Below are 26,961 nucleotides of genomic sequence, written 5' to 3'. Positions count from 1 at the left end.
CGGGCCGTGCTCCTGACGACCGCCCCTCGCCTCGTCGCGCGCCCTCGCGACCACGAGGCCGACGTGACGCTCGACGACTCCCAGCGCGCGGCGCTCGTCGCGGCCGCGGGCCCGGGGGCCACGCTCGTGGTCGGGGCGCCGGGCACGGGAAAGACGCTCGTCGCCCAGGAGGTCGTGCTCGCGGCGCTCGCCGACGGCCTCGCCCCGGAGCGCGTCCTGCTCCTCGCCTCGTCCCGCCGCGCTGCCGCGTCGCTCCGCGACCGGCTGTCGGCCCGCGCCCGCCGCACCGTCGGGGCGCCGATGGTGCGCACCGCGGCCTCGGCGGCCTTCGCGATCCTCCGCGAGCGTGCCGCCGCGCTGGGCGAGCCCGTCCCGACGCTCATCTCCGGCCCCGAGCAGGACCTCGTGCTCTCCGAGCTGTTGGAGGGCCACCTCGAGGGCGGCCTCACGCACCTGGGCTCGCCGCTGGTCCTGCCGCCCGGTCTCCCGGAGGAGGCGCTCGGGCTCCGGGGCCTGCGGCAGGAGCTCCGCGACCTGCTCATGCGCGCGGCCGAGCGTGGCCTGACGCCTGCCGACCTCGCCGCCCTGGGGGAGCGCTACGAGCGCCCCGAGTGGACGCTGGGCGCCCAGCTCTTCGCGGAGTACCTGGACGTCACGGCGCTGCGCTCGGGGACCCCGGACGCGGGCGCGCGGTTCGACCCGGCGATCGTGGTCGACGAGGCGGCCGAGGCCCTGCTCGCGTGGGACGACGAGGTGCCCGACGCTGCCCGGCCGCGCTGGGACCTCGTGGTCGTCGACGACTACCAGGAGGCCACGGTCGCGACCGCGCGGCTCCTGCACGTGCTGCACGACGACGGCGCGCGGCTCGTGCTGCTCGGCGACCCGGACGCCGCCGTCCAGACGTTCCGTGGCGCGAGCCCGGGCCTCGTGGGCCGCGCGTCCGCACCGGTCCGTCGGGACGGCGCCCGCCGCGGTGAGCTCGGGGCGCGCGTGGCCGTGCTCGGCACGGCGTGGCGCCAGCCCGGCCCCCTGCGCGAGGTGACGCGTCGCGTCGCCGCGCAGGTGGGCACCGTCGCCGGCGCGGTGCACCGCGGCGCGGCGCCCCGGCACGTGCCGGGCGGCGCGGCGGCGGGTGCGGACGGCGCTGCTCGCCCGGACGGCGCGCCGCCCGTCCAGGTCGTCGTGCTCTCGGCCGTGGCGCAGGAGGCCGCGTTCGTGGCGCGCGAGCTGCGGGCCGAGCACCTGCTGCACGGCACGCCGTGGCACCGGATGGCGGTCGTCGCCCGCACCGGGACCCGCCTCGCGGCGCTGCGTCGCGAGCTCGTCGCCGCCTCGGTGCCGGTCACGCTGCTCGGCTCCGACGTCCCGCTGCGCGACGAGCCGGCCGTCGCGCCGCTGCTCGCGGCGGTCCGTGCGTGCGTCGCGGAGCAGGACGACCCGGACGCGCTCGACCCGTTCACCGCGGCGGCACTGCTGACGTCGCCCGTCGGTGGGCTGGACGTCGTCGCGCTCCGTCGGCTGCGGCGCGCGCTGCGGGCGGAGGAGCTCGAGGGCGGGGGCGGTCGCTCGTCGGACGCCCTGCTCGTCGAGCTCCTGCTGGACCCGGCACGCGCGGCGACCCTGCCACCGACCGTGCGCCGCGGGCCGGTCGCCGTCGCGCGGGCGCTCGCCGCGGGCCGGGCGGCGGCGGCCGAGCCCGGCGCGACGGCGCAGACCGTGCTGTGGGCGGTGTGGGCGGCGACCGGGCTGGCGGAGCGGTGGCGGTCGGTGGCGCTCGACGGCGGACCGGCCGGGGCGCGCGCGGACCGTGACCTCGACGCGGTGCTCGCGCTCTTCCGCGCGGCCGAGACGTTCGTGGACCGCATGCCCGGCGCGCCGGCCGAGGCGTTCGTCGAGTACCTGGCCTCGCAGGACCTTCCTGCCGACTCGCTCGCGGCGAGCGCGAGCGGTGCGGACGCCGTGGCGGCGCTGACCCCGGCGGGCGCGGCGGGACGCGAGTGGGACGTCGTCGTGGTCGCGGGCGTGCAGGACGGCGTCTGGCCCGACCTGCGGCTGCGCGACTCGTTGCTCGGGTCGCAGGCGCTCGTCGAGCTCCTCGCGGGCCGTGCGCACGACGCGCACGGCGTCGGGTCCCAGGCGCGCGCCCAGGTGCTGGCCGACGAGCTGCGGGCCTTCGTCGTCGCGACGTCGCGCGCGACCCGTCGGCTCGTGGTGACGGCGGTCCAGGACGCGGAGGAGGCGCCGTCCGTGTTCTGCGACCTCGTCGTCCCGCCCGCTGCTCCCGAAGGGCCGGACGAGGGCCCGGACGGCACCGACGGGCCCGAGGACGGGTCCCCGCGGCCGGCGACGACGGGTGGGCCGGGCGCCGCCCCGGCACCCGGCGCGGACCCGGACGCGCGCCGTCACGTACGGGTCGGCGCCCCGCTCGACCTGCGGGGGCTCGTGGCAGCCGCGCGCGGCGTGCTCGTCGAGGCGGCGGCGCGCGAGGCCCGGGCGGGCGGGTTCGCCGACGACGGCACGCCGGACGCGCGCGCGGTCGCCGCGGCCACGCTCCTGGCCGACCTGGGCGAGCTCGGCGTCGCGGAGGCGCGGCCCGAGACCTGGTACGGCGTGGCGGGCGTGTCGAGCGCCGCCGCCCTGCGCGGCCCGGAGGAGACCGTCACGGTGTCGCCGTCGAAGGTCGAGACCGTCTCGACGTGCCCGCTGCGGTGGTCGCTCGAGGCCGCGGGCGGCACGGCGCCCGACGCGACGCACCAGAGCCTCGGCACGCTCGTGCACTCGATCGCCGAGAGCCACCCGTCGGGCACGCTCGCGGAGCTGCGCGCCGAGCTCGACCGTCGCTGGGTCGAGCTCGCGCTGCCGGACGGCTGGCCGACGCGTCAGCTGAGGCGACGCGCGGAGCGCATGATCGAGAAGCTCGCGGCCTACGTCGCGCAGGCGGGCGAGCCGCTCCTCGTCGAGCCGACGTTCGACGTGACCGTCGGTCGCGCGCGCCTGCGCGGGACCATCGACCGGGTCGAGGCGGCAGGGGACGGCAAGGTCCGGGTCGTCGACCTCAAGACGGGACGGCGCACGGCGACCAGGGCCGAGGGCGCCGAGCACCCGCAGCTCGGGGCGTACCAGCTCGCGGTGGAGGCGGGCGCGCTCGACCTGCCCGAGGGGACGCGGAGCGCGGGCGCGCAGCTCGTCTACGTGGGGAGCACGCACGTCGGACCCGCGGTGGTGCCCCAGCCCGCGCTCGACCCGGGGGCGGACGGCTCGAGCTGGGCGCGCGACCTCGTCGAGGACGCCGCCGGGACGATGTCGGCGGCGACGTTCACCGCGCGCCAGAACGGGCTGTGCGAGATGTGCCCCGTGCGCCGCGCGTGCCCGGTGCAGCCCGAGGGCAGGAGGGTGGTCGCGTGAGCAGCGAGCTGTTCGAGCTCCCGGAGCCGCCCGGCTCGGCGGTCCGGCTCGTCGCGGCGGACGGCGTCGCGCTCGAGCCGGCCGAGCCCGGCCGCGCGACGGCGGACCCGGTCCGGCCGACGCTCTCCGCGACCCGCATCGCCGAGCTGCTGGGCAGGCCACGCCCGACCCCGGAGCAGGTCGAGGTCATCGAGGCGCCGCTCGAGCCCACGCTCGTCGTCGCCGGTGCCGGCTCGGGCAAGACGGAGACGATGGCGGCGCGCGTCGTCTGGCTCATCGCGAACGAGCTCGTGCCCGCGGACGCGGTGCTCGGCCTGACGTTCACGCGCAAGGCGGCCGGCGAGCTCGCGGAGCGTGTCCAGGTGCGGCTCGCGCAGCTCGCCCGCGCCCGGGGCGGGGCGTCGTCGGCCCTGTCGCTGCTCGACCGCCCCACGGTCGCGACCTACAACGCCTACGCCGCGTCGCTCGTCGGCGACCACGGCCTGCGCGTGGGCGTCGAGCCCGGCGCGCGGCTCCTCGGCGAGGCGCAGCAGTGGCAGCTCGCGTCGGAGGTCGTGGAGGGGTGGGACGACGACCTCGGCACCGACCGCGCGCTGAGCACGGTCGTCGCGGCCGTGCTCGGGCTCTCGGGCGCCCTCGGCGAGCACCTCCTCGAGCCGGACGAGGCCCGCGAACGGCTCGCCGGCATCGTCGAGCAGCTCGACGCGCTCCCGCTCGGGCCGCGGCAGAAGGCGCGGACCAAGGAGGTCGAGAAGCTCGTCGGCGACGTCGCCGAGCGCGTCCGGCTGCTCGACGTCGTGGCGGAGTACCGGCGGCGCAAGCGCGCCACCGACTCGCTGGACTTCGGCGACCAGGTGGCGCTCGCTGCCCGCCTCGCGCGCGAGGTCCCGGTCGTGGGGGAGACCGAGCGGGCGCGGTTCCGTGTCGTCCTGCTCGACGAGTACCAGGACACGTCCCACGCGCAGGTCGAGCTCCTCGCGGGCCTGTTCGGCGGCGGGCACCCGGTGACCGCCGTCGGGGACCCGCACCAGTCGATCTACGGCTGGCGCGGCGCGAGCGCGGGCGGTCTCGCGCGGTTCCCCGAGCGGTTCCCGCGGGCGACGGGCGACCGGTCGGCCGTGCGCTTCCTGTCGACGTCGTGGCGCAACGACGCCGCCGTGCTCAGGGCGGCGAACGTCACCGCCGGTCCGCTGCGCGGAGCGGGAGGCCGGAGCGACGGTGACCGCGTCGAGGTGCCGCCGCTCGCGCTGCGCCCCGACGCCGGGCCCGGCACGGTGTCCGCGCACGTCGCGGCCACCGCGGAGGAGGAGGCCACCGCCGTCGCGGAGCTCGTCGCGGCGCGCTGGCGGCCTGCGGGCGCCCCGGGCGGACGGGTCACCGCCGCGGTCCTGTGCCGCAAGCGCAGCCAGTTCGCGGCGGTCGAGGTCGCGCTGCGGCGCCGGGGACTGCCCGTGGAGGTCGTCGGCCTCGGCGGCCTGCTCACGACGCCGGAGGTCGTCGACGTCGTCGCGCTCCTCGAGGCGGTGCACGACCCCTCGCGCGGCGACGCGCTCGTCCGCCTCCTCACGGGCCCGCGGCTCAACCTGGGCGCCGCCGACCTGCACGCTCTCGGCAGTCGTGCCGCCGATCTCGCGCGCCACGAGGGCACGCTCGGGTCCCGCCGACGCGCGTCGGCGCAGGACGGCGAGGGCCCGGATCCCGTGGTCGTCGAGGGCGACGTGGCCGACCATCGCTCGATCGTCGACGCGCTCGACGACCTGCCCGCTCCGGGCGAGCCCGCGGCCGACGGCCGCACGCTCACGGCCCAGGGGCACGCGCGTCTCTCGGCGCTGTCCCGCACCCTGCGCGCGCTGCGGAGCCTGACCTACCTGTCGCTCCCGGAGCTCGTGGTCGAGGCGGAGCGCGCGCTCGGTCTCGACGTCGAGGCCGTGACGAACGAGGCGCTGCTCGCGTCGCGCCGCCTCGTCGACCCGGAGGCCGTGAGCGACCGGGCGCGCGAGCACCTCGACGCGTTCCGCGACGTCGCCGCGACCTTCACCCAGACGGCCGACGTCGTGACGCTCGGCGCGTTCCTCGCGTGGCTCGGGGTCGCCTCGACCCGCGAGAACGGGTTGGACCTGCCGGTGCGCGAGCCGGACCCGGACGCCGTCCAGGTCATCACCGCGCACGCCGCGAAGGGTCTGGAGTGGGACGTCGTCGTCGTCCCCGGGCTCGTCGACGGCGTGTTCCCGACGACGGCGCAGTCGTCCTCGGGCGTGCGCGCGGACAGCGGGTGGCTGAACGACGTGAGCCAGCTCCCGTACCCGCTGCGCGGCGACGCCGCGGACCTGCCGGAGTTCCGCTTCGACCTTGCCTCGGACACCAAGGAGCTCGTGGCACGGCGTGACGAGTTCCGGGCGGCGAGCGGCGAGCACCAGCTCGCGGAGGAGCGCCGGCTCGCGTACGTCGCGTTCACCCGGGCGCGGCGGGAGCTGTACCTCACGGCGTCGTGGTGGCAGACGGGTTCGCGCCCGCGCGTGCTCTCGCCGTTCCTCCTGGAGCTCGTCGAGTCGGGGGTCGTGGGTGCGGACGGCTGGTCGGCCCCGCCCGGCCCCGACGACACCAACCCGCTCGAGGACGTCGAGGTCACCGGCGAGTGGCCCGTGCCCGACGACGCCCCCGACGGGTCGGCGCGCGCGGTCCTGCGCCGCACCGCGGCAGCCGTCGAGCGCGCCCGCGAGGCGCGCGCCCGACGTCCCGTCGACGCGGCGCACGCTGACGCCGGGCCCGACCTCGGTGCGCCCGGACCGGCGCCGGTCGCGCCCGGTCCTGGCTGCGCGCCCGACCCGGTGACGGGTCAGGCCGGGACGGGCCCGGCCGGGCTCACCGCGCCCGCGGGCGTGCTCGTCGACGACGAGGGGCGGGACCTCGTCGCGCTCGCGCGGGTCCTGCTCGCGGAGCGGGCCGAGCGCTCGGGGCGGGAGGTCGAGCTGCCTGCGCACGTCTCGGCGTCGAGCCTCGTACGGCTCGCCGCGGACCGCGACGAGTACGCGCTGCACCTGCGGCGCCCCGTCCCGGTCGAGCCCACGGTGCACGCGCGCCGGGGCACGCGGTTCCACCTGTGGGCCGAGCGCTACTTCACGACGTCGTCGCTCCTGGACGTCGAGGACCTTCCCGGCGCGGACGACGACGACCTCGACCCGGACGCCGACCTCGAGACCCTGCAACGGACGTTCCTCGCGTCGGAGTGGGCGAGCCGGACCCCGGTCGCGGTCGAGGTCGACGTCGAGACCCCGGTCGGCGACACGGTGCTGCGCTCGCGCATCGACGCGGTGTTCCCGGAGCGGCCGGAGCACGCCGGTGGAGCGCGCGACGCCGTCGTGGTCGTCGACTGGAAGACGGGACGGGCGCCGACGGACGCCGCCGCGCGCAGCGTGCGCGAGGTGCAGCTCGCGGTCTACCGGCTCGCGTGGTCGCGGTGGACGGGGCTGCCGCTGGAGAAGGTCAACGCGGCGTTCTACTACGTCGCGTCCGACGAGACCGTGCGCCCGCGCCGGCTCCTCGGCGAGGAGGAGATCGAGGCGCTGCTCGCGGGCTGACCGCGTGGGCCGGGCCCGGGGGGAGCCATCCTCGCGCCGCGCTCGAGCGGGCGGTCAGTCGTCGTCCCGCGTCGCCTCGTCGAGGTCGGCCAGCATGTCGAGGGCGTCCGCGACGACGTCGTCGAGACCGTGCCGGACGCCGTGCAGGAGCCAGCGCGCGAGCGCGAGCTCGCCGACGAGGAGGGCGCGGTCCACGAGGTTCTTGTCGGTGAGCTCTGTCCGGCGCAGCTGGTACGCCTCCATGATCGAGTCGATCGCCTCGGGCGGCGCGGAGACGAGCAACCACGCGAGGTCGTCCGCCGGGTCGGCGACGCGCGCGCTGGCCCAGTCCGTCACGGCGACGACGCGGCCGCGCGCCACGAGGACCTGCTCCGGGCCGAGGTCGCCGTGCACCACGACCGGCTGGAACCGCCACAGCGACACGTCCTCGAGCGCCGTCTCCCAACGGCGCAGCAGTGCCGTCGGCACCTTGCCGGTCGCCGCGGCCTCGTCGAGCTCCGCCATCCGCCGGGCGCGGTACTCCTCGGTGTCGTACCCGGGCAGCCCGGCGTCGTCCACGATCGTGCGGGGCAGCTCGTGGATCGACGCGAGCACGCGGCCGAGGTCGGCGGCGAGCCCCGGGCCCGGGCGCAGCCCGTCGACCTCGAGGGCGGTCCCGTCGAGCGCCGGGTGCACGACCGCCCGCCCACCCTCGGGCAGGAGCGCCGTGCCGCTGACGCGGGGCACCGCGAAGGAGAGCACACCCGAGTCGGCGTAGAGCTGGAGCGAGGTGAGCAGGTCGGCCTCGGCCTCGAGCGCCGCGCCGGCCTGGAGGCTGCGCGGCGCGCGCACCGTCCAGCGGGCTCCCTCGGCGTCCGTGACGACGGCGGTGTCGTAGTCGCCCGGGTCCTCGACGGCCAGCGCGCTGCGGGCGTCGAGACCCGGCACGGCGGCGGTCGCGAGCGCGGCGAGGGTCAGCGGTGAGCGAGGCACCCGACCACGGTAGTCGTTCCCCGGCCGCCGCCCGGGGCACCCACGCCGGTCGTGTGGCCTACGGTCGGAGGGTGAGCACCCCACCCGCCCGGTCGTCGTCGGGCACGCTGCCCAGGACCACCCTCCGCGACCTCCCCCTGCCCCTCGACGGGGCGGTCCTGGACCGCGCCGCCCACCGGCGCGGCGAGCCGGACCTCGTGCGCAGGCTCCGGGCCGACCCCGCGACGCGCGTCGTGCTCGTCCACCGCGGCCGCCTCGCGCTCGCCGGGCCGACCCCGGCGGACGGCGTCGCGCTGCTCGACCCGGCGACCCTGGCCGACGTCGGAACCGCCGTCGACGAGGACCAGGCGCGCTGGCTCTTCCTCGGGGAGGGCGACGGCGTCGCGTACGTCGCGCTCGTCCTGCCCGACGACGCCGACGCGGAGGAGGTCGACATCGAGGGCGTCGACGCCTCCGACCCGTTCGCGGTGCTCGCGCGCGAGCGGTCGTGGTCGGGGCTGCGCGAGCTCGTCGGCGGGCTCGAGGGGCCGCTCGCGGGGCTCGCGACCGAGGCCGTCGCCCTCGCGGCGTGGCACGCGAGCCACACCCGGTGCCCGCGTTGCGGCGGCCGGACGACGGTCGAGAACGGCGGGTGGACGCGGCGCTGCGTCGCGCAGGGCGTCGAGCTGTACCCGCGCACGGACCCGGCGGTCATCATGACGGTCGTGCACGGCGAGGGTGACGACGAGCGGCTGCTGCTCGGGCACGCCGCGCACTGGCCCGAGCGGCGCTTCTCGACGCTCGCCGGGTACGTCGAGCCTGGGGAGTCGCTCGAGAGCGCGGTCCGGCGCGAGGTGGCGGAGGAGGCGGGCGTCGTCGTCGGCGAGGTCGCCTACCGCGGGAGCCAGCCGTGGCCGTTCCCGGCGTCGCTCATGCTCGGGTTCGCCGCGCGGGCCCTGACGACCGAGCTGCACGTCGACGGCGTCGAGCTCACCGACGCGCGGTGGTTCACCCGTCCCGAGCTCGCCGCCGCGGTCCGCGCCGGAGACGTGCTGCTCCCGGGCCGCGCGTCCATCGCACGCTCGCTCGTCGAGGACTGGTTCGGCGACCGCTTCCCCGACGCCTGAGCCCACGAGACGTCGTGGGCAAGAGGAGGGCCCGGTTCGGACGTCCGAACCGGGCCTGTCTCATGTCCACGACGTGGTGGGTTCAGGCGGCGAGGCGCTGCTTCACCTCGGCGAGCGACGGGTTGGTGGCGGCGGAGCCGTCGGGGAAGACGACGGTCGGCACGGTCCGGTTGCCGTCGTTGACCGACTCCACGAACTCCGCGGTCCCCGGGGTCTCCTCGATGTTCACCTCGGTGTAGCCGATGCCCTCGGAGTCGAGCTGCGTCTTGAGGCGGCGGCAGTACCCGCACCAGGTCGTCGAGTACATGACGATCGAGCCGGCGTCGGGAAGGGTCGGGGCGGTGCTCATCGAGGGCTCTCCTGGTGCGGTTCCGGGCGGCGCGTGCCGCGGGCGGTCGGTCGTGACGGTAACACCGGGGGACCGCGCGCTGTTCCCTCCCCGATCGAGCCGGCCGGCACCCGCGTGTCACCGGCGCCTGCGAGAATCCCGGGTGATGTCCACGCCACCGGTCTCACGCCCGCCGTCCCTGCGCACCGCCGACGAGATCCTCGACGCGCTCGACCCCGACCAGCGCGACGTCGCCGTCGCGCTGCGCGGTCCGGTGTGCGTGCTCGCCGGTGCCGGGACGGGCAAGACGCGCGCGATCACGCACCGCATCGCCTACGGCGTCCGCACCGGCGTGTACGTCCCGACGAGCGTCCTCGCCGTGACCTTCACCGCGCGCGCGGCGGGCGAGATGCGCACGCGCCTGCGCGAGCTCGGCGCGACGGGTGTGCAGGCCCGCACGTTCCACGCCGCGGCGCTGCGGCAGCTCGGGTACTTCTGGCCCAAGGTCGTCGGGGGTGCGCCGCCGCGCATCCTCGAGCACAAGGCCCCGGTGATCGCCGAGTCGGCGCGCCGCCTCGGCGTCGGTGTCGACCGCGTCGCCGTGCGCGACCTGTCGTCCGAGGTCGAGTGGGCCAAGGTCTCGCTCGTCACCGCGGACGACTACGTCCGGGCGTGCGAGGCGATCGACCGCGAGCCGCCCGCCGGGTACGACCACCAGACCGTCGCACGCCTCATCACCGCGTACGAGGACGTCAAGACCGAGCGGTCGGTCATCGACTTCGAGGACGTGCTCCTCATGCTCGGCGACATGCTCGCGACGCAGGGCGGGGTCGCGGACGAGGTGCGACGCCAGTACCGCCACTTCGTCGTCGACGAGTACCAGGACGTCTCGCCGCTCCAGCAGTTCGTCCTCGACCAGTGGCTCGGGGGGCGCGACGAGCTGTGCGTCGTCGGCGACCCGTCGCAGACGATCTACTCGTTCACGGGCGCGACGCCCCACCACCTCCTCACGTTCTCGCGCACCCACCCCGGCGCGCAGGTCATCCGGCTCGTGCGCGACTACCGCTCGACGCCGCAGGTCGTGAACCTCGCGAACCAGCTCCTCGCGCGCGCCGGGCGTGCGGGCGGTGCGCACCAGGCGCTCGAGCTCGTCGCCCAGCGGCCCGCCGGTCCGCCGGTCGCGTTCACCGCGTACGACGACGACGAGGCGGAGGCCACCGGCATCGCCCAGCGGATCTCGCGGCTCCTCGCGGCGGGGACGCGCGCGAGCGAGATCGCGGTCCTGTACCGGACCAACGCGCAGTCGGAGGCGTTCGAGTCGGCGCTCGCCGACGCGGGCATCGGCTACCTCGTCCGAGGCGGCGAGCGCTTCTTCCAGCGCAAGGAGGTGCGCGACGCGATCGTGCTCCTGCGGGGCGCCGCCCGGTCGGCCGACCCCGACGTCGCGATGCCGGAGACGGTGCGCGACGTCCTCGCCGCCGCCGGGTGGGCCCCCGAGCCGCCCGCCGCGCGCGGCGCGGCCCGTGAGCGCTGGGAGTCCACGCAGGCGCTCGTCGCGCTCGCGGACGACGTCGCGGCGCTCGCGCAGGCGACTGAGGGCCCCGCCCCGACGGTCGCGACGTTCGTCGCCGAGCTCGACGAGCGCGCCGCCGCGCAGCACGCGCCGACCGTGGAGGGGGTGACGCTCGCGTCGCTCCACGCCGCCAAGGGTCTCGAGTGGGACGCGGTGTTCCTCGCCGGCATGAGCGAGGGCCTCATGCCGATCTCCCTCGCGGAGACGGACGAGGCCGTCGCGGAGGAGCGGCGGTTGCTGTACGTGGGCATCACCCGTGCCCGCGAGCACCTCGAGCTGTCCTTCGCCAGGTCGAGGAACCCGGGCGGTCGCGCGACGCGGCGCCGCACGCGCTTCCTCGACGGCCTGTGGCCGGACGAGCCGGGCGCGCACGGCACGCGCCGGCCGCGCGCCGGGCAGGCGAAGCTGCGGCTCACGGGGGAGTACGACCGCGAGCTGTTCGAGAACCTGCGCGAGTGGCGCAGCCAGGTCGCGCAGGAGACGGACAAGCCCGCGTTCACCGTGCTGGTCGACACGACGCTCGCGGCGATCGCGGAGACGCGGCCCACCAGCACGGCGGCGCTCGCCCGCATCAACGGGCTCGGGCCCGCCAAGATCGAACGGTACGGCGCGACGATCCTGGACATCGTGAGCCGCGCGGAGCGGTAGAGCGGAGCCGTTCTCGGGCTCCGAGGAGCGTCGGAGAAACTCGTCGAAGAAACTCCCGTAAATAAGTTGTGCGTCCCACGACGCGCGTCATATGGTCGACGAGTCCTGTTGGAGAGGGGCGCGCCGGGAGGCGGGCCTCGAACGGAGAGAGGGGGTGGGAAAGCTGATGAAGAACCAGATCGCCATGGCGAACCTGCTGGATAACGCGTCCGTCTGCACGGGCACGCCAGGAGGACTCCGTCCGCGTGCAACCGCGCACCGCGGCGGCACCTTCGTCACCCGCCCCGCTCCCGACTCCGCCTCCAGGACACGTCTGGTCTGACCGACCAGAACCTTCCAGGCCGCGGAGTCCGTCTCGGACCCGTGGCCTTCGTGTTCTCCAGAGCACGTCTGCCGATGAGGATCACCGGTCTCTCCCGTCTCTCCCAGGACGGGGACCGTCGTCCTCGGGGTCTTGTGACGACGACGTTCACACCCACGACAGGACATCACTGGAGGACATCGTGCGGCTCACCGCGCTGCTCGACAACATCACTGCCCAGGGCGGATCCGGCCCCTGGGTCCCCCACCAACCGCTGGCCACGCCCCTCGGCGAGAAGGACTCCGCAGAGTTCGACCGTCTCCTCGCGGGTCTGCTGCCCTGCCGCACCAACGACCCGGAGCTCTGGTTCGCCGAGCGGTCCGCCGAGGTCGAGGAGGCCAAGGCCCTGTGCCGCACGTGCCCCCTCGTCGAGGGCTGCCTCGCCGGCGCGATCGAGCGCCGCGAGCCCTGGGGTGTCTGGGGTGGCGAGGTCTTCGTGGACGGCGTCGTCGTCGCGCGCAAGCGTGGCCGCGGCCGTCCGAGCAAGGCCGAGGTGCTCGCCCGCGAGGCCGAGCGCCAGGCGCAGGAGGCCGTGCGCGTCGAGGCAGGGGCGTCAGTCGGCGCCTCGACGGCGGCCTGACATGGTGAGCAGCGCCCCGTCCGGGGGCGTGCGCGCCAGCTCGTCGCACCCGCAGCGCGGGTGGCGGCCGGTCTCGCGCAGCCGCGGCACCGCATCGGGAGCAGGAATCTCGATGCAGGCCGTGGCTGCGCGGGGCACCAGCCCGTCCAGGGCCGCGAGGACCTGACCGAGCGCGATCGCGGCTGCCGACGCCGCGAGCGACGACTCCTCGGCCGTGCGCACGGCACGGGCGCGCAGCTGCCTTGCGAGCTGAGGCCAGCACGGGTCGGCGTCGGCGCGGTGCAGGTCCACGCACGTCAGGCACGGGTCGAGGCCCGGCCGGACGAACGGTCCGACGACGACGTCGGCCTCGCGCACCACGACCGACAGGTGCGCCACTCCCTCTCCCACGATCCTCCCGACCCGTTCCGGGTCCGCCGCGCCGTGCTCGACCAGGACCACGACGTCCGGCAGCAGGCCCGGTCGCTCCGCCGCCGCGACGACGTCGGTCGACCGGCGCGCATCTGCGCTCGCGGTGACGACCACACCGGGTGCGACCTCCTCGACGAGCCGTCGGACCGCGGCCTCGCGGGGCGTCCCGACGTCGCGCAGCCGGTACGCGCCCACCCCGACGTCCGTGGTGAGGACCGTGCCAGGGTCCTCCAGGACGACGGTGCCCACGCCGGCCGTCGCGAGGTGCACGGCGAGCGAGGCCCCGACCCGCCCCAGACCGACGACGGCGACGGTCGCCCGGGCGCGCGTCGAGAGCACGCGGTGCCCGGCGCCGTCGGGCCGCAGTGCCGAGAGCACGCCCACGTCCGCCTCGCCGTGGCCCGGAGCGGGTGAGACCGGCCGTCGTCGGCGGGCGGGCACGAGGAGATGCGCCTCCTCGAGGAGCTGGACGAGCGCGGCCCGGCGACCGGGCGACGGCGTCCCGGTCTCGACGCCCGTCTCGCGTCGGGCCGACGGCGCGGCGAGCGCGCGCAGCCACTCCTCCTCGGCGGGCTCGAGCCCGGTGAGCCGGACCGACCAGCGCGGGTCGGTGCCGACCTGCACCTCGCCCGGTGCGCGCCGCAGCAGCGGTGCCTCGGGTCGCAGCACGCGTCGTCGCTGCACGTGTCCTCCGCGCGTCGTGGGGGCGTGGCGGCACGGTCGGCCGCCCGCGATCAGCGTGGCACGGCGGAGACCCCCGACCGGAGTTGTCCACAGGCTGACCTCGACGACGGTTCACGGGCGGTTCCTTGACCGGGAGCACAGCTCCGCTCGGCGTCCGCTCGACCAGGTGGAGCGGAAATCCCCGTCGTGCGGCGTGGGGCACTGCCATTTCGTGGCCAGAACCACTACGGTCTGAGCGTGGTCCGGGAGACGATCGTGGAGGTTCGGCGCAGCCGCCGACGCAAGAGCACGGTGAGCGCCTACCGCGACGGCGAGCGCACCATCGTGGCGATCCCGGCGCGCTTCACCCGCGCCCAGGAGCGCGAGTGGGTCCAGCGCATGCTCGACCGCCTGGCCGACTCCGAGCGGCGGCGACGCCCTTCCGACGCCGAGCTCGAGCGGCGTGCCGTCGAGCTGTCCGAGAAGTACCTCGACGGCCGCGCGCACCCGACGAGCGTGCGCTGGTCCGGGAACCAGGACCGGCGGTGGGGGTCGTGCACCCTCATCGACGGGACGATCCGCATCTCGACCCGGGTGCGGGGGATGCCCCCCTGGGTGCTCGACTACGTGCTGCTCCACGAGCTCGCCCACCTGCTCCACGCCGGCCACGGACCGGGGTTCTGGAAGCTGCTCGAGTCGTACCCGCGGACGGACCGGGCGCGCGGCTTCCTGGAGGGCGTCTCGTTCGCGCGGGACGCGGACCTCGAGCCCGACGGCGACGACCCCGACGTCCCTGCGGAGGACGCCGAGCTCGCGGCCGACGCGACGTCGGAAGGTCCCTGAGCGGAAGGACGCCCGGGGCTCAGCGGGCGGTGCCGTCCGCGTCCGTCGGCCCGTCGTCGGTCGCGTCGTCCGTCGTCCCGGTCGAGGGCTCCGCCCCGCCCGCCCCCTCGGCGGCGCGGAAGATCTCCTCGAGCGCGCGGTCGACGTCGGCCTCCTCGATGCGGGTCACGGCCCGCCTGCTCTCGTAGCCCGCGGGATCGTCGAGGTCCGTCGCGTCCGGCAGGAGGTCGGGGTGGTCCCAGACGCCGTCACGTGCGCTCGAACCGGACTGCGCCGCGATGAGCGCCCACAGCGCTGCCGCGTCGCGCGAGCGACGGGGACGCAGCTCGAGCCCGACGAGGGTCGCGAACGTGTGCTCGGCGGGACCACCCGCCGCGCGGCGCCGCCGCAGCATCTCGCGCAGCGGGACGGCGTGCGGCAGGTGGGGGAGCGCCGCGGTCGCGGTCACCTCGTCGACCCAGCCCTCGACGAGCGCGAGCGTCGTCTCGAGCCGCAGGAGCGTGGCCTGCTGCTCGGGAGTGTTCTGGAGCCCGAAGACACCGCCCGACAGAGCGCGCTGGAGGGCGCCGGTGTCGGTGAGGTCGACGTCGGCGAGCTGTGACTCGAGCGCCGACAGGTCGATGGTGATCCCGCGCGCGTACGCGCCGACGAGGCTGCGGAGGTGGCCGCGCAGCCACGCCACGTGCGTGAAGAGGCGCGCGTGGGCCGCCTCGCGGAGCGCGAGGAACAGGCGGACCTCCTCGGCGGGGGCGTCCAGGCCCTCGGCGAACGCCTCGACGTTCGTCGGCAGCAGGACCGTCCCGGGCTGGTCCAGCAGGGGCAGCCCCACGTCGGTGGCCCCGAAGACCTCGCGCGACAGGGTCCCTGCGGCCTGGCCGATCTGCATGCCGAAGACGGCCGAGCCGAGGCGCTGCATGAGCGCCGCGGGGTCGCCCGGCAACCCGAGTGCGCCCGCGGGGAGCCCGGGCACCTGCCCCGGCAGCGTGAACCCGACCCCGGGCAGCGCGGACGGGTCGTCACCGAGGCCCTCCGGGAGCTGGTCGCGCAGGACCGTGGCGAGGGCGTCCGCGACGGACGCGGCGACGGGCGCGACGAGCTCGTTCCACGCCGGGAGCGTGTGCTCGACCCACTCGGACCGGCTCCAGGCCTGGGCGCGTCCGCCCGAGGGCGGGAGGTCTGTGACGGCGTCGAGCCACAGCTCGGCGACCGAGAGGGCCTCGGTCACGGCCCGCTGCTGCGCGGCCGTGACGGAGGGGTCACCCTCGGCGACCGCAACCTGGCGTGCGACGTCGTGCGAGACGTCCGTGTTCACGGGGCCGTCGCTCGGCGTCGACAGCAGCCGCTGGACCTGCGCGAGGACGTGCTGGAAGAGCTGGGGGTCCGCCGCGCCCCCGGCGGCGAGCGCCTGGGGGTCGAGGCCGCGGGCGCGCAGCTCGCGCAGCGCCTCGTCCGCGTCGGGGCCGAGCATCGAGCGGAGCAGCTCCTCGAACCGCGGGTCGAAGGGCGTGTCGTCGTCCGGTCCGGGCGTGCGGTCGGGGGGAAGGCTGCTCATGGGGACTCCTCACGGTAGCGTCGGTGATCACCGTAACCACGATCGACCGCCGAGAACGGGGGCTGGGCCATGTCCGAGGGCCGGGTTCGCTCACGGCGCAGCGAGGTGGCGCCCGCCGGGGGACGACCCCCGGGCGACCCGGGGGAGGTCCCGGTGGTCCAGCCCGTCACGCCTCCGCGCGACCCCGTCGTGGTCGTCGGGGTCGGTCAGGTCGCGGACGCGGTCCGCCGTGGCCTGAGCGCCGTCGACGCGTCGCCCGTGGACGCCGAGGGGTGGCCCGACGACGCACGCCGGCTGGTCGTGGTCGCTCCCGCGGGGGAGTTCGGGGCGCCGCGCGCGAAGACCGACGCCGAGCAGCGCGCCCGGCTCGCCCTCCTCGGCCGCCGCGCGGGCGAGGCCGCGGTCGCCGCGGGGATCGAGCACGTCGTCGCCGTGACCTCCGCCGCCGTGCACGGGGCGACACCGAGCCGTGCGGTGATCGACGACGACGACCCGGTCGCCGTCGACGACGGACCCGGCTTCGCGGGGGACGTGGCCGCGTTCGAGGACGCGCTGCGCGAGGCGCTCCACGGGGCGCCGCTCGGGCTCGTGCGGCCGGCGGTCGTCGTCGGGCCCGGGATCGACACGCTCCTCACGCGGCACTTCGAGGCCCCGCGCCTGCTCACGGTCCGCGGCGGGGAGCGGACGTGGCACCTCGTGCACGTCGAGGACGTCGTCGCGGCGGTCCGCGTCGCGCTCGACGGCGGCCTCGTGGGCGGGCTGACGGCCGGTCCGCTGCGTGACGGGCTGCCCGACGCGCTCGACTCCGAGACGGTGGCCGCCGCGGCCGGCCTGCGCACGGTCCAGCTCCCGCCGGCGACCGCGTTCGGCGCGGCGGAGCGCCTGCACCGGGTCGGGGTGCTGCCGTCTCCGGCGAGCGACCTCGCGTTCGTCGTGCACCCGTGGTCGGTCTCGGCCGGGCGCCTGCACGACGCCGGGTGGTCGCCGACCTGGTCCGGTCCCGCCGCGCTGGAGGTGCTGCTGTCCGAGGTGCGCGGCCGCGTGGGCGTGGCGGGACTGCGGTTCGGCGGTCGCGACGCCGCGGCCCTCGGTGCCGCGGGAGCGGCCGTCGCTGTCCTCGGGACCGCCGCGGTGTGGCGGCAGGCGCGGTCGCGGCGCGCCTGACCCACCCCCTCCGGCGCGCATGGCGGCGCCGTCGGCAGGGAGAACCCAGGATCCTCGGGGATGATGTCCCGGTGAGCGACGCCCCCTCCTTCGACGCCCTCCTCGCCGAGGACGAGCAGGTCCCGCCGCCGGTGACCCGGCGGTCCCTGACGTTCGGCATCTCCCTGCTCGTGACGACGCTGCTCGTCGCGGGACTCGCGATCCTGCCCGCGCCGTACGCGGTGCGGTCGCCGGGGCCGACGGAGGACACGCTCGGCGAGCAGGACGGCACGCCGCTCATCTCCATCTCGGGCGCCGAGACCTTCGACTCGACGGGCGAGCTGCGCCTGACGACGGTCTCCGTCGCGGGCGGGCCCGGCTACCCCGTGAACCTCGCCCAGGTGGTGCAGGGCTGGTTCGACCGCTCACGCAGCGTGCGTCCCGTCGAGGAGGTCTTCCCGACGGGCCGCACCAAGGAGGAGACGGAGCAGCAGGGCCAGGCCGAGATGATCTCGTCGCAGGAGAACGCCACGGTCGCGGCGCTCACCGAGCTCGGGTACGAGGTGCCCGCGACGCTCACGGTCGAGGCCGCGGTCCCGGACAGCGGGTCGGACGGCGTCGTCGAACCGGGCGACGTCATCGTCGCGCTCGACGGAGCGCCGGTGCCGACGTACCAGGACCTCATCGACGGACTCGAGGCGGTCGACCCGGGTGCCGACGTGACGCTCGGCGTCCTGCGGGACGGCGTGGAGACCGACCTCACGGTGACGACGACCGACGGCGGCGACACCGCGCTGCTCGGTGTGTTCATCGACCCGACGTTCGACTTCCCGGTCGACGTGTCGATCGAGATCGAGGACATCGGCGGCCCGAGCGCGGGCACGATGTTCGCGCTCGGCATCATCGACCAGCTCACGCCCGAGGACGAGGCGAACGGCGTCGTCATCGCGGGGACGGGCACCATGAGCGTCGAGGGCGACGTGGGCCCGATCGGCGGCATCCAGCAGAAGCTGTACGGCGCCCAGCGCGACGGCGCGACGTGGTTCCTCGCGCCGCAGGCCAACTGCCCGGAGGTCGTGGGCAACGTGCCCGACGGCCTGCGCGTCGCCGCGGTCTCGACGCTGGCCGACGCGCGCGCGGCGATGGAGGCGATCGGCGCGGGCGAGGGCGACTCGCTCGCGACGTGCGAGGCGCGCTGACGACGACCGCCCGCGTCAGTCCTCGAGCGTCGCGCGCAGCGCGGTGACGAGACCGGGGACGAGGTCGGGGCCGCCCGCGACGTCGGTGGCGGAGTCGTGCGCGCGCGACCGGACGGCGCACCACGCCGGGCCGTCCCGCAGCACGCCGACGGCGAGGCGCACGTCCTGCCGGTCGGGGTGCGACGTGAGGTAGTCGAGCGCGGCGTCCGGGTCGTCCGGCACGCCCTCCTCCGCGGCCGGCGGCAGGACGATCCGCTCGACGACGAGCGCCGCGCCGTCGACCGTCCCGGGCCAGGCGACGCGCGCGAGCCCGTCCTCGAGGTCGCCGTCGACGGCGAAGCCCTCCTGCTCGATCGAGAGCAGGTGGTGCGGGTCCGCGGTGGCCGCCGCCACGACGTCCGGCGGCAGGCGGTCCGCGAGCGTCGGGTCCGCCGCGAGCGCCCCGGCCGTCGCGACGAGCGCGAACAGGCGCGGCGGGGCGTCCCACCCCCCGTCCGCCGCGTGCGCCTCGACCTCGTGGACGGCGAGCGCGAGGGCCTGCTGGGGCGTCGGGCCGCCGGGGGCGACCGGGTCGGGGCCGGGTGCGGGGGAGGGGGCGTCGTCAGGTCGGGGCATGCCCCCATGGTCCCCCATCGCGGGCCGTCCGGTGGCGGACGGGCGGTGGCCGACCGTGACGTCCCCCACGAGGCCGCGGACCGTGGGAACCTTGGGGGAGGACCGGGCGTTGACCCCGGTGCACGCCCGAGCCACGACCGAAGAGGTATACCCACCGTGTCATTCGCCTCAGCGCCCCGCCGGCCGTCCTCCGGGGCGCGGCCCGCCCGGCGCCGGAGTCCGATCGGGATCGCGATCGCCGTCGTCGGCGCCCTCGTGGTCCTCCTGCTCCTGCTCGCCCAGTTCTGGACCGAGGTGCTGTGGTTCCGGCAGCTCGACTTCGCGAACGTCCTGTGGACGCAGTGGGGCGCGCGCATCGCCCTGTTCGTCGGCGGGTTCCTCGTGATGGGCGGGCTCGTCTTCCTGTCGTTCTCGATCGCGTACCGGTCGCGGCCGATCTACGCGCCGTCGACGCCCGAGCAGGCGACGCTCGACCAGTACCGCGAGGCGATCGAGCCGCTGCGCAAGGTCGTCATGATCGTCGCGCCCGCCCTCGTCGGCTTCTTCGCCGGCGCGGCCGCGGCGTCGCAGTGGCAGACCGTCCTGCTGGCGCTGAACTCGGTGCCGTTCGGCACGACGGACCCGCAGTGGGGCATCGACCTGTCGTTCTACGTCTTCACGCTGCCCGCGCTCCGGTTCGTCGTGAGCTTCCTCATGGCGGTCGTGATCATCGCGGGCATCGCCGCGGTCGCGACGCACTACCTCTACGGCGGGCTGCGCGTCGGGGGCGGCTCCGACGCGGGCCCGCGCACCACGACGGCGGCGCGCGTCCAGCTCTCGGTGATCGCCGCGCTCCTCCTGGTCCTCATCGGGGCCAACTACTGGCTCGACCGGTACTCGATCCTCACCTCGGGCGGCGCCAAGTTCGACGGCGCGTCCTACGCGGACGTGCACGCGGTCATCCCCTCGAAGGCGATCCTCACGGTCGTCGCGCTGTTCGTCGCGGCGCTGTTCGTCGTGACGGCGGTGCGCGGCAACTGGCGCCTGCCGGCGATCGGCGTGGGCCTCATGGTCGTGTCGGCCATCGCGATCGGGGGCATCTACCCGAGCGTGGTCCAGCGCTTCCAGGTCACGCCGAACGCGCAGGACTTCGAGGAGGAGTACATCCAGCGCAACATCGACGCGACCAAGGCGGCCTACGGCATCGACGACGTCCAGACCGAGCAGTACAACGCGAAGACCGAGGCCGAGGCGGGCGCGCTGCGCGAGGACGCCGACACCACCGCGTCGATCCGCCTGCTCGACCCCGAGATCGTCAGCCCGTCGTTCAGCCAGCTCCAGCAGAACAAGCAGTACTACCAGTTCTCGCCGTCGCTGTCGGTCGACCGGTACACGATCGACGACGAGAGCCGCGACACCGTCATCGCGGTGCGCGAGCTCAACCAGGACGGGCTGGGCGCCGACCAGCGCAACTGGGTCAACGACCACACGGTCTACACGCACGGCTTCGGCGTCGTCGCCGCGTACGGCAACCAGATCGGTCCGGACGGACGTCCCGCGTTCTACGAGGGCTCGATCCCGTCGACCGGCGCGTTCACGGACGCGGGCGGCTACGAGCCGCGCATCTACTTCTCGCCCGAGGCACCGCAGTACTCGATCGTCGGGGCGCCCGAGGGTCGTGACCCGTGGGAGCTCGACTACCCGGTCGACGACGAGGGCGGTCAGGTCAACAACACGTTCCCGACGGACGAGATCGCGGCCGGCCCGAGCGTCGGGTCGTTCCTGAACAAGGTGCTGTACGCGCTGAAGTTCGGCTCCGAGCAGATCCTCTTCTCCGACCGCGTCACGGAGGAGTCGCAGATCCTCTACGACCGCAGCCCGCGCGACCGTGTCGCGAAGGTCGCGCCGTACCTCACGCTCGACGGCCGCGTGTACCCGGCGGTCGTCGACGGCCGGGTGAAGTGGATCGTCGACGGCTACACGACCTCGAACGCGTACCCGTACTCGACGTCGGAGTCCCTGGACGAGTCGACGGCCGACTCGCTCGTCGCGGCGAACTCGGTCGAGGCGCTCGCGCCGCAGCAGGTCAACTACATCCGCAACTCGGTCAAGGCGACCGTGGACGCGTACGACGGGTCGGTCGACCTGTACGCGTGGGACGCCGAGGACCCGCTCCTCCAGGCGTGGACGAAGGTCTTCCCCGGCACGGTGCAGCCGATGTCGGAGATCTCCGGCGACCTCATGAGCCACCTGCGCTACCCCGAGGACCTGTTCAAGGTGCAGCGCACGCTGCTCGCGAGCTACCACGTGGACGACGCGAACGAGTTCTTCTCGGGTCAGGACTTCTGGCGCAGCCCGGAGGACCCGACGGCGAGCGGGCAGGTCAAGCCGCTGCAGCCGCCGTACTACCTCACGCTGCAGATGCCGAGCCAGGAGGCGCCGACGTTCTCGCTCATGTCGACGTACATCCCGGGCGGTGGCTCGGACCGCAACATCCTCACCGGGTTCCTCGCGGTCGACGCGGAGCCGGGCAACGAGGCGGGCGTGCGGTCGGAGGACTACGGCACGCTGCGGCTCCTCGAGCTGCCGCGCAACGCGACGGTCCCCGGACCGGGCCAGGTGCAGAACAACTTCAACACCGACCCGACCGCCGCGGACGGCCTCCTCGCGCTGCGGCGCGGCGACTCGACCGTCATCAACGGCAACCTCCTCACGCTCCCGGTGGGCGGCGGCCTGCTGTACGTCCAGCCGGTCTACGTGCAGTCGACGGAGGGCACGCGGTTCCCGCTGCTGCGCAAGGTGCTCGTGTCGTTCGGCGACGAGATCGGCTTCGCCGACACGCTCGACGAGGCGCTGGACCAGGTGTTCGGGGGCGACTCGGGCGCGAACGCGGGTGACGCCGACGGCGGGGTCGAGACCGAGGTCCCGGACCAGCCCGCCGACGGCGAGACCGCCGACCCGGGGACGACCGACCCCGGGACGACGGACCCCGGCACCGAGCCGCCGGCCACCGAGGAGCCGGCGCCGCCGGCTGACGGCGGCACGGTGGACGGCGGCGCCCGCGCCGAGCTCGACCAGGCGCTGCGCCAGGCGCAGCAGGCGATCGAGGACGGACAGGCGGCGCTGGCCGAGGGCGACTTCGCCGCCTACGGCGAGGCGCAGGAGCGGCTCCAGCAGGCGCTCGAGGCGGCGCTCGCGGCCGAGCAGTCGCTCGACACGGAGTCGTCGGCCGGCTGACGCCGCGGCAGGACGACGCACGCCACGGACGGGCGGGGACACCAGCGGGTGTCCCCGCCCGTCCGGCGTCGTACGGAGTTGTCATTTCGTCCGCCGGGCGAGAGGATCGCTCCTCGTGACTTCTGCAACGGTTTGCAGCAACGCTTTCAGCGCGGCGAGCGGCACGACCCCGGCCGTCCCCGCGGCGCGCCTGCGCCACCCGTCCGGGGCCGAGCTCGTCGTGGCGTTGCGCGGTGCGGCCGTGCTCGCGTGGCGCGCACCGTGGCGCGGGGCGGACGGGACGTCTCGCGTCGAGGACCTCGTCGACGGGTACGCCGACGAGGCGGAGGTCGCCGCGCACGACGCCGCGCGGTCCGCGCTCATGGCACCGTTCGTCAACCGTCTCGCGGGCGGGCAGTACGTGTTCGACGGCGTCCGGCACCAGGTGCCGCCCGTCCTGCCGTGGGAGCCCCTCACCATGCACGGGTTCGCCCGCACGCTCGACTGGACGGTCGTCGACCGTGACGAGGGCCCCGCGCGCCCCGCGGACGGGGACCCCGCGCGACCGGTGTCGGTCACGCTCCGCGCGTCCGTCGCCCCTGACGCGCACGCGGGTTACCCCTTCGCGCTCGCCCTCGAGGTCGAGTACCTCCTCGGCGCAGGCTCGCTGGACGTCACGCTGCGAGCCCGCAACGACGGCGCGACCGCCGCGCCCGTCGCCCTGGGGTGGCACCCGTACCTGCGCGTCCCGGAGCACGCCACGATCGACCGGCTCGAGCTCACCGTCCCGGCGCGGCGCGCCGTCCTGACCGACGCCGGGCTGCTGCCGCTCCCGGGGGCGGAGGCGTTCGGTGCGGTCGACGGCGTCGGGTCGCTGCCGCTCGCCGGCGTGCGGCTCGACCACGCGTTCGGCGACCTGCGCACCGACGCCGACGGCCGCGCGCGGACGGTCGTGCGCGACCCCGCGACGGGGCAGGGGCTCGCGGTGTGGCAGGACCGCGGGCTCGTCCACGTGTACACGGGCGACGGACTGGCGCGTCGTGAGCGGGCCGCCGTCGCGATCGAGCCCGTCGAGACCCTGACCGACGCGTTCAACCGCCCCGACTGCGCCGCGGACGTGCGGCTCGAGCCGGGGGCCGTGCGCGAGTTCGCGTTCGGGGTCGAGGTCCTGGCGTGACCCACGTCTCGTCCACCCGATTTGGCCTGGTCCGGAACCTCACGTAGAGTAGTGATCACCGACGCGGGGTGGAGCAGCTCGGTAGCTCGCTGGGCTCATAACCCAGAGGTCGCAGGTTCAAATCCTGCCCCCGCTACTCAGAAGGCGAAGGCCCTCGATCTGATGATCGAGGGCCTTCGTCGTGTCCGGGCACATCCGCCCGGGCGCGTCGCCTCGCAGCATCGGGGCTCGCGCTGTGACGCGCCCCACCCGGCGGGGCGCGGCCGGGGGAAGCCACGGCCCACGGCCCGGCGTTATCGTCAGTGGCCGGCGCCCACCACTCCCGCGGGCGCCCGACACCCGGAAGGTCACCATGCGCCGTCTGCGTCCCCGTCCCGCCGTCCTCACCGCCGTCACGGCGGTCGCCGCGCTCACGCTGACGGCCTGCTCGTCGGGAGGCGACGGCGACGACGCCGCGAGCCCGAGCGGCAGCGCCTCGGCCGACGCCGCCCAGTGCGAGCCCGGCGCGCTCCCGACGCTCACGGACGGCGTGCTGACCGTCGGCGCGGGCGAGGCGTACGCGCCGTGGTACATCGGTGAGCACGACTCGGGCGAGGGCTTCGAGTCGGCGCTGATCTACGCGGTCGCCGACCGCCTCGGCTATGCGGCCGACGACGTCGTCTGGGAGACCGTGACGTTCGAGCAGATCATCAGCCCGGCCGTGAAGCCGTTCGACGTCGCGGCCTACCAGACGTCGATCACCGACGAGCGCAAGCAGGCCGTCGACTTCTCCAGCCCGTACCTCACGACGCGACAGGGCGTCATCGTCATGGAAGACGGCCCGTACGCGGGCGCGACGACCCTCGCCGAGCTCGACGGCGCGCGCATCGGCGTGACCGCCGCGCAGACGAGCCTCACGCTCGCCGAGGCGGCCTGGGGCGAGGACGCGGACATCTCGCCGTACAACGCGGCGGGGGACGGCATGCAGGCGCTGCAGTCCGGGACGATCGACGCGATGGTCATGGACGTCGACCAGGGCGTCGCCGCGTCGACCGAGTACTTCCCGGACTCCGTCGTCATCGGGACGCTGCCCGACCAGGGCGTCGTCGAGCAGTACGGGCTCGTGCTCGACCTGGACTCCGCGCTGACCGACTGCGTGACCCAGGCCGTCGACGAGCTCGAGGCCGACGGCACGCTCGCCGAGCTGCGCACGACGTGGCTCAAGTCGGACGACATCCCCGTCCTCGAGTGACCCGGCCGTGACCGTGCCCGACGACGCGCGCCCGCCTGGGCGCAGCGAGGCGCCTGCCGGCGTCCCGACCACCGCGTGGTCGCCGTCGCCGCTCGCGCTCGACCGCGCCGCCTTCCGGCGCGCGCAGCGCCGCCGCTCGCTCCTCGTCGCGCTCGTGAGCACCGTGCTCGTCGTCGCGGCGGTCGTGCTCGTGGTCGTCAACGCACCCGGCTGGGAGCGAGCGCGGACCGCCTTCTTCGACCCCGCGATGGCCTGGGAGTCGCTCCCCGCGATCCTCGAGGGGCTGTGGCTCAACCTGCGCGTCTGGGTCGTGGCGGGCGTCGTCGGGACGCTGCTCGGGCTCGGGCTGGCGATCGCGCGCACGAGCCGCATCCCGGCGCTCTTCCCGCTGCGCGCGTTCGCGACCGCGTACGTCGACCTCTTCCGCGGGGTGCCGCTCCTGCTCGTCCTGCTTCTCGTCGGCTTCGGGCTCCCCGCGCTGCGCCTCGAGTGGCTGCCGACGTCGGGCGCCTTCCTCGGGGCGCTCGCGATCGTCCTCACCTACACCGCGTACCTGGCCGAGGTGTTCCGTGCGGGCATCGAGTCGGTGCACCCGTCACAGGTCGCGGCGGCGCGCTCGCTCGGGCTCACGCGCGCCCAGACGACGCGCCGCGTCGTGCTGCCGCAGGCGGTGCGCAACGTCACCGCCCCGCTCGCGAACAACCTCGTCTCGCTCCAGAAGGACTCGGGCCTCATCTCCGTGCTCGGCGCGGTCGACGCGATCCGTGCCGCGCAGATCGCGACGACGGGCAGCTACAACTTCACGCCCTACGTCGTCGCGGGGATCCTGTTCTTCCTCGTGTCGTTCCCGCTGACGCGCGCGGTCGACGCGTATCAGGCACGCCGAGGCTGGGGCCGGTCGCTCGCGACCGTGAGCGGGGCGGGGGACATCCGATGAGCGGGCTCGTCCTGCCCTCCGACGCGACCCCGCAGGACGGGGGCACAGACCACCTGCTCGCGCTGCGCGGCGTCCGCAAGACCTTCCCCGCACCCGGCGTCCCGGGCGGGCGGCGGGTCGTGCTCGACGGCATCGACCTCGACGTCGACGCGCACCGGTGCGTCGTGCTCGTCGGGTCGTCCGGCTCGGGCAAGTCCACGCTCCTGCGCGTGGTCAACCTCCTCGAGGAGGTCGACGACGGGCAGATCCTGCTCGACGGCGAGGACGTCGCGGACCCGCGGCTCGATGCCAACCGGGTCCGCGCCCGCATGGGCATGGTCTTCCAGGCGTACAACCTCTTCCCGCACCTCACCGTGCTCGACAACGTGACGCTCGCGCCACGCCTCGTGCACCGGCGGGCGCGCGCGGAGGCGGAGGCGGCGGCCGTCGAGATGCTCGGCCGGGTCGGGCTGGGGCACAGGGTGACCGCGTACCCCGACCAGCTCTCGGGCGGCGAGCAGCAGCGCGCCGCGATCGCGCGCGCCCTCGTCAACGGGCCCGAGCTGCTCCTGCTCGACGAGGTGACCTCGGCGCTCGACCCCGAGCTCGTCGGCGAGGTGCTCGACCTGCTCGCCGAGCTGCGCGCCGAGGGGCGCACGATGCTCGTCGCGACGCATGAGATGGGCTTCGCGCGCCGCGTCGCCGACGAGGTCTGCTTCCTCCACGAGGGCCGCGTCCACGAGCGCGGCACGCCCGAGCAGGTGCTGGGCGATCCCCAGCGCGAGCGCACGCGCGCGTTCCTCCGCCGGCTGCACGCCTGACCGCCGGCCGCACCGGGTTGGTAGGGTCGCGCCCAGCGTCGCGTGCCGGTGGCGGACCGCGTCAGGCATGGAGGCGCCGAACCCGGAAGGGGGAGCCGTGACGGCACGGGCCCTTTCCTCGTTCCTCACCGGTGAGTGAGGGCGAGAAGGCCAGGCTCGTGGCCTGGTACGACGAGATGCGGGCCGTGCACGGACGGCTGCGACGCGCGCTGGAGCTGGTACGGGACACGGCGCACGACGACGACGCGAGCCCGGCCGGTCCGGTCGCCGACCTGCTGGTCTACTGCCGGGGGTTCTGCACCGCGCTGACGCGGCACCACACCGCCGAGGACGCGGTGCTCTTCCCGGAGCTCGAGCAGCGGCATCCGGACCTCGCCGACGTCCTGCGACGTCTGCGCCAGGACCACGGCATGATCGCGTACCTCGTCGCGGACCTCGAGCGCGCGCTCGACCAGGCGACGGACCCCCTCGCGTCGCGGGACGCCGTCGTGCGTCACCTCGACGGGGTGGGCGCGATCATGGAGTCGCACTTCCGGTACGAGGAGCGCGCGCTCGGGGGCGTACTCGCCGTGCTGGACCTCAGGGCACCGCGCGACGACGTGCTCGGGCCGCTCTGAGCCCACGCGCTCCGAGACCGCGGTCGG

Annotated in this window: 19 protein-coding genes and 1 tRNA gene; 15 read left to right on the top strand and 5 right to left on the bottom strand. The window is 75.5% G+C overall.

Features of this window, described 5'->3' with window-relative positions; all coding sequences use genetic code 11:
- Nucleotides 1-6: 6 nt before the first annotated feature.
- Both JN535_RS09775 and JN535_RS09770 read left to right on the top strand, forming a co-directional pair.
- Nucleotides 7-3,405 carry an ATP-dependent helicase gene (locus JN535_RS09775; RefSeq protein WP_307868515.1) on the top strand — a complete coding sequence of 1,133 codons (3,399 nt, stop codon included), beginning with the start codon at nt 7-9 and terminating at the stop codon, nt 3,403-3,405.
- Nucleotides 3,402-6,983 (top strand): UvrD-helicase domain-containing protein, encoded by a 3,582-nt coding sequence (locus JN535_RS09770; RefSeq protein ID WP_374100494.1) that lies wholly within the window; start codon nt 3,402-3,404, stop codon nt 6,981-6,983. The genes JN535_RS09775 and JN535_RS09770 overlap by 4 nt, the downstream gene beginning before the upstream one ends.
- 54 nt (nt 6,984-7,037) lie before the next feature.
- Here JN535_RS09770 and JN535_RS09765 read toward each other — a convergent pair whose 3' ends face one another.
- Nucleotides 7,038-7,955: a macrolide 2'-phosphotransferase gene (locus JN535_RS09765; RefSeq protein ID WP_205205333.1), complete on the bottom strand. Its 918-nt coding sequence runs from the start codon at nt 7,953-7,955 to the stop codon at nt 7,038-7,040.
- 71 nt (nt 7,956-8,026) lie between these two features.
- Between JN535_RS09765 and nudC the strand changes: the two genes are divergently transcribed.
- On the top strand, nt 8,027-9,061 hold the full coding sequence (gene nudC, locus JN535_RS09760; protein WP_307868512.1) for an NAD(+) diphosphatase: 1,035 nt from the start codon (nt 8,027-8,029) through the stop codon (nt 9,059-9,061).
- Between the two features lie 82 nt (nt 9,062-9,143).
- Here the strand turns inward: nudC and JN535_RS09755 are convergent, their stop codons facing one another.
- Nucleotides 9,144-9,410, bottom strand: coding sequence for a mycoredoxin (locus JN535_RS09755; protein WP_205205332.1), 267 nt, complete (start codon nt 9,408-9,410; stop codon nt 9,144-9,146).
- A gap of 145 nt (nt 9,411-9,555) precedes the next feature.
- Between JN535_RS09755 and JN535_RS09750 the strand changes: the two genes are divergently transcribed.
- Nucleotides 9,556-11,610 (top strand): ATP-dependent helicase, encoded by a 2,055-nt coding sequence (locus tag JN535_RS09750; RefSeq protein ID WP_205205331.1) that lies wholly within the window; start codon nt 9,556-9,558, stop codon nt 11,608-11,610.
- Between the two features lie 503 nt (nt 11,611-12,113).
- Complete coding sequence (locus JN535_RS09745) at nt 12,114-12,551, top strand: WhiB family transcriptional regulator (RefSeq protein ID WP_205205330.1); 438 nt, start codon at nt 12,114-12,116, stop codon at nt 12,549-12,551.
- On the opposite strand, the gene JN535_RS09740 is transcribed toward JN535_RS09745, so the two are convergent.
- Complete coding sequence (locus JN535_RS09740; protein ID WP_205205329.1) at nt 12,525-13,646, bottom strand: ThiF family adenylyltransferase; 1,122 nt, start codon at nt 13,644-13,646, stop codon at nt 12,525-12,527. The genes JN535_RS09745 and JN535_RS09740 overlap by 27 nt on opposite strands.
- A gap of 237 nt (nt 13,647-13,883) precedes the next feature.
- Between JN535_RS09740 and JN535_RS09735 the strand changes: the two genes are divergently transcribed.
- Nucleotides 13,884-14,468, top strand: coding sequence for a YgjP-like metallopeptidase domain-containing protein (locus JN535_RS09735; protein WP_307868510.1), 585 nt, complete (start codon nt 13,884-13,886; stop codon nt 14,466-14,468).
- 19 nt (nt 14,469-14,487) lie between these two features.
- On the opposite strand, the gene JN535_RS09730 is transcribed toward JN535_RS09735, so the two are convergent.
- Nucleotides 14,488-16,020, bottom strand: coding sequence for a zinc-dependent metalloprotease (locus JN535_RS09730; protein WP_205205328.1), 1,533 nt, complete (start codon nt 16,018-16,020; stop codon nt 14,488-14,490).
- A gap of 153 nt (nt 16,021-16,173) precedes the next feature.
- On the opposite strand from JN535_RS09730, the gene JN535_RS09725 reads away from it, so the two are divergent.
- Both JN535_RS09725 and JN535_RS09720 read left to right on the top strand, forming a co-directional pair.
- Complete coding sequence (locus tag JN535_RS09725) at nt 16,174-17,184, top strand: nucleoside-diphosphate sugar epimerase (protein WP_205205327.1); 1,011 nt, start codon at nt 16,174-16,176, stop codon at nt 17,182-17,184.
- 71 nt (nt 17,185-17,255) lie between these two features.
- Nucleotides 17,256-18,362, top strand: coding sequence for a YlbL family protein (locus JN535_RS09720; protein ID WP_205205326.1), 1,107 nt, complete (start codon nt 17,256-17,258; stop codon nt 18,360-18,362).
- Between the two features lie 15 nt (nt 18,363-18,377).
- On the opposite strand, the gene JN535_RS09715 is transcribed toward JN535_RS09720, so the two are convergent.
- Nucleotides 18,378-18,977, bottom strand: coding sequence for a PPA1309 family protein (locus tag JN535_RS09715; protein ID WP_240200858.1), 600 nt, complete (start codon nt 18,975-18,977; stop codon nt 18,378-18,380).
- Between the two features lie 156 nt (nt 18,978-19,133).
- On the opposite strand from JN535_RS09715, the gene JN535_RS09710 reads away from it, so the two are divergent.
- The 7 genes from JN535_RS09710 to JN535_RS09680 all read left to right on the top strand — a co-directional run bounded on the left by JN535_RS09710 (nt 19,134) and on the right by JN535_RS09680 (nt 26,934).
- On the top strand, nt 19,134-22,193 hold the full coding sequence (locus JN535_RS09710) for a UPF0182 family membrane protein (RefSeq protein WP_205205325.1): 3,060 nt from the start codon (nt 19,134-19,136) through the stop codon (nt 22,191-22,193).
- A gap of 115 nt (nt 22,194-22,308) precedes the next feature.
- A complete protein-coding gene (locus JN535_RS09705; RefSeq protein ID WP_205205324.1) occupies nt 22,309-23,349 on the top strand; it encodes an aldose 1-epimerase in 1,041 nt (346 codons plus the stop codon).
- Nucleotides 23,350-23,411: 62 nt separating this feature from the next.
- A tRNA-Met gene (locus tag JN535_RS09700) sits at nt 23,412-23,485 on the top strand.
- A 216-nt stretch (nt 23,486-23,701) separates the two neighbouring features.
- Entirely contained in the window at nt 23,702-24,580 is an 879-nt protein-coding gene (locus JN535_RS09695; protein ID WP_205205323.1) for an ABC transporter substrate-binding protein, read from the top strand.
- 7 nt (nt 24,581-24,587) lie between these two features.
- Nucleotides 24,588-25,517, top strand: a complete 930-nt coding sequence (locus tag JN535_RS09690; protein ID WP_307868508.1) for an amino acid ABC transporter permease — start codon at nt 24,588-24,590, stop codon at nt 25,515-25,517.
- Nucleotides 25,514-26,317, top strand: coding sequence for an amino acid ABC transporter ATP-binding protein (locus JN535_RS09685; RefSeq protein ID WP_205205322.1), 804 nt, complete (start codon nt 25,514-25,516; stop codon nt 26,315-26,317). The genes JN535_RS09690 and JN535_RS09685 overlap by 4 nt, the downstream gene beginning before the upstream one ends.
- Nucleotides 26,318-26,475: 158 nt before the next feature.
- Nucleotides 26,476-26,934 (top strand): hemerythrin domain-containing protein, encoded by a 459-nt coding sequence (locus JN535_RS09680; RefSeq protein WP_307868507.1) that lies wholly within the window; start codon nt 26,476-26,478, stop codon nt 26,932-26,934.
- Nucleotides 26,935-26,961: the final 27 nt, after the last annotated feature.

It is taken from the genome of Cellulosimicrobium cellulans, assembly GCF_016921195.1.
Taxonomy (GTDB): domain Bacteria; phylum Actinomycetota; class Actinomycetes; order Actinomycetales; family Cellulomonadaceae; genus Cellulosimicrobium; species Cellulosimicrobium cellulans_F.
Note: the sequence above shows the minus strand (reverse complement) of the source record. Positions and strands in the feature narration are given on the sequence as shown.

Excerpts from the sequence above, each read along its gene's own strand:
- JN535_RS09750 (WP_205205331.1), top strand. The coding sequence starts at position 9,556 with ATGTCCACGCCACCGGTCTCACGCCCGCCGTCCCTGCGCACCGCCGAC.
- JN535_RS09695 (WP_205205323.1), top strand. The coding sequence starts at position 23,702 with ATGCGCCGTCTGCGTCCCCGTCCCGCCGTCCTCACCGCCGTCACGGCG.
- JN535_RS09730 (WP_205205328.1), bottom strand. The coding sequence starts at position 16,020 with ATGAGCAGCCTTCCCCCCGACCGCACGCCCGGACCGGACGACGACACG.
- JN535_RS09715 (WP_240200858.1), bottom strand. The coding sequence starts at position 18,977 with ATGCCCCGACCTGACGACGCCCCCTCCCCCGCACCCGGCCCCGACCCG.
- JN535_RS09755 (WP_205205332.1), bottom strand. The coding sequence starts at position 9,410 with ATGAGCACCGCCCCGACCCTTCCCGACGCCGGCTCGATCGTCATGTAC.
- JN535_RS09685 (WP_205205322.1), top strand. The coding sequence starts at position 25,514 with ATGAGCGGGCTCGTCCTGCCCTCCGACGCGACCCCGCAGGACGGGGGC.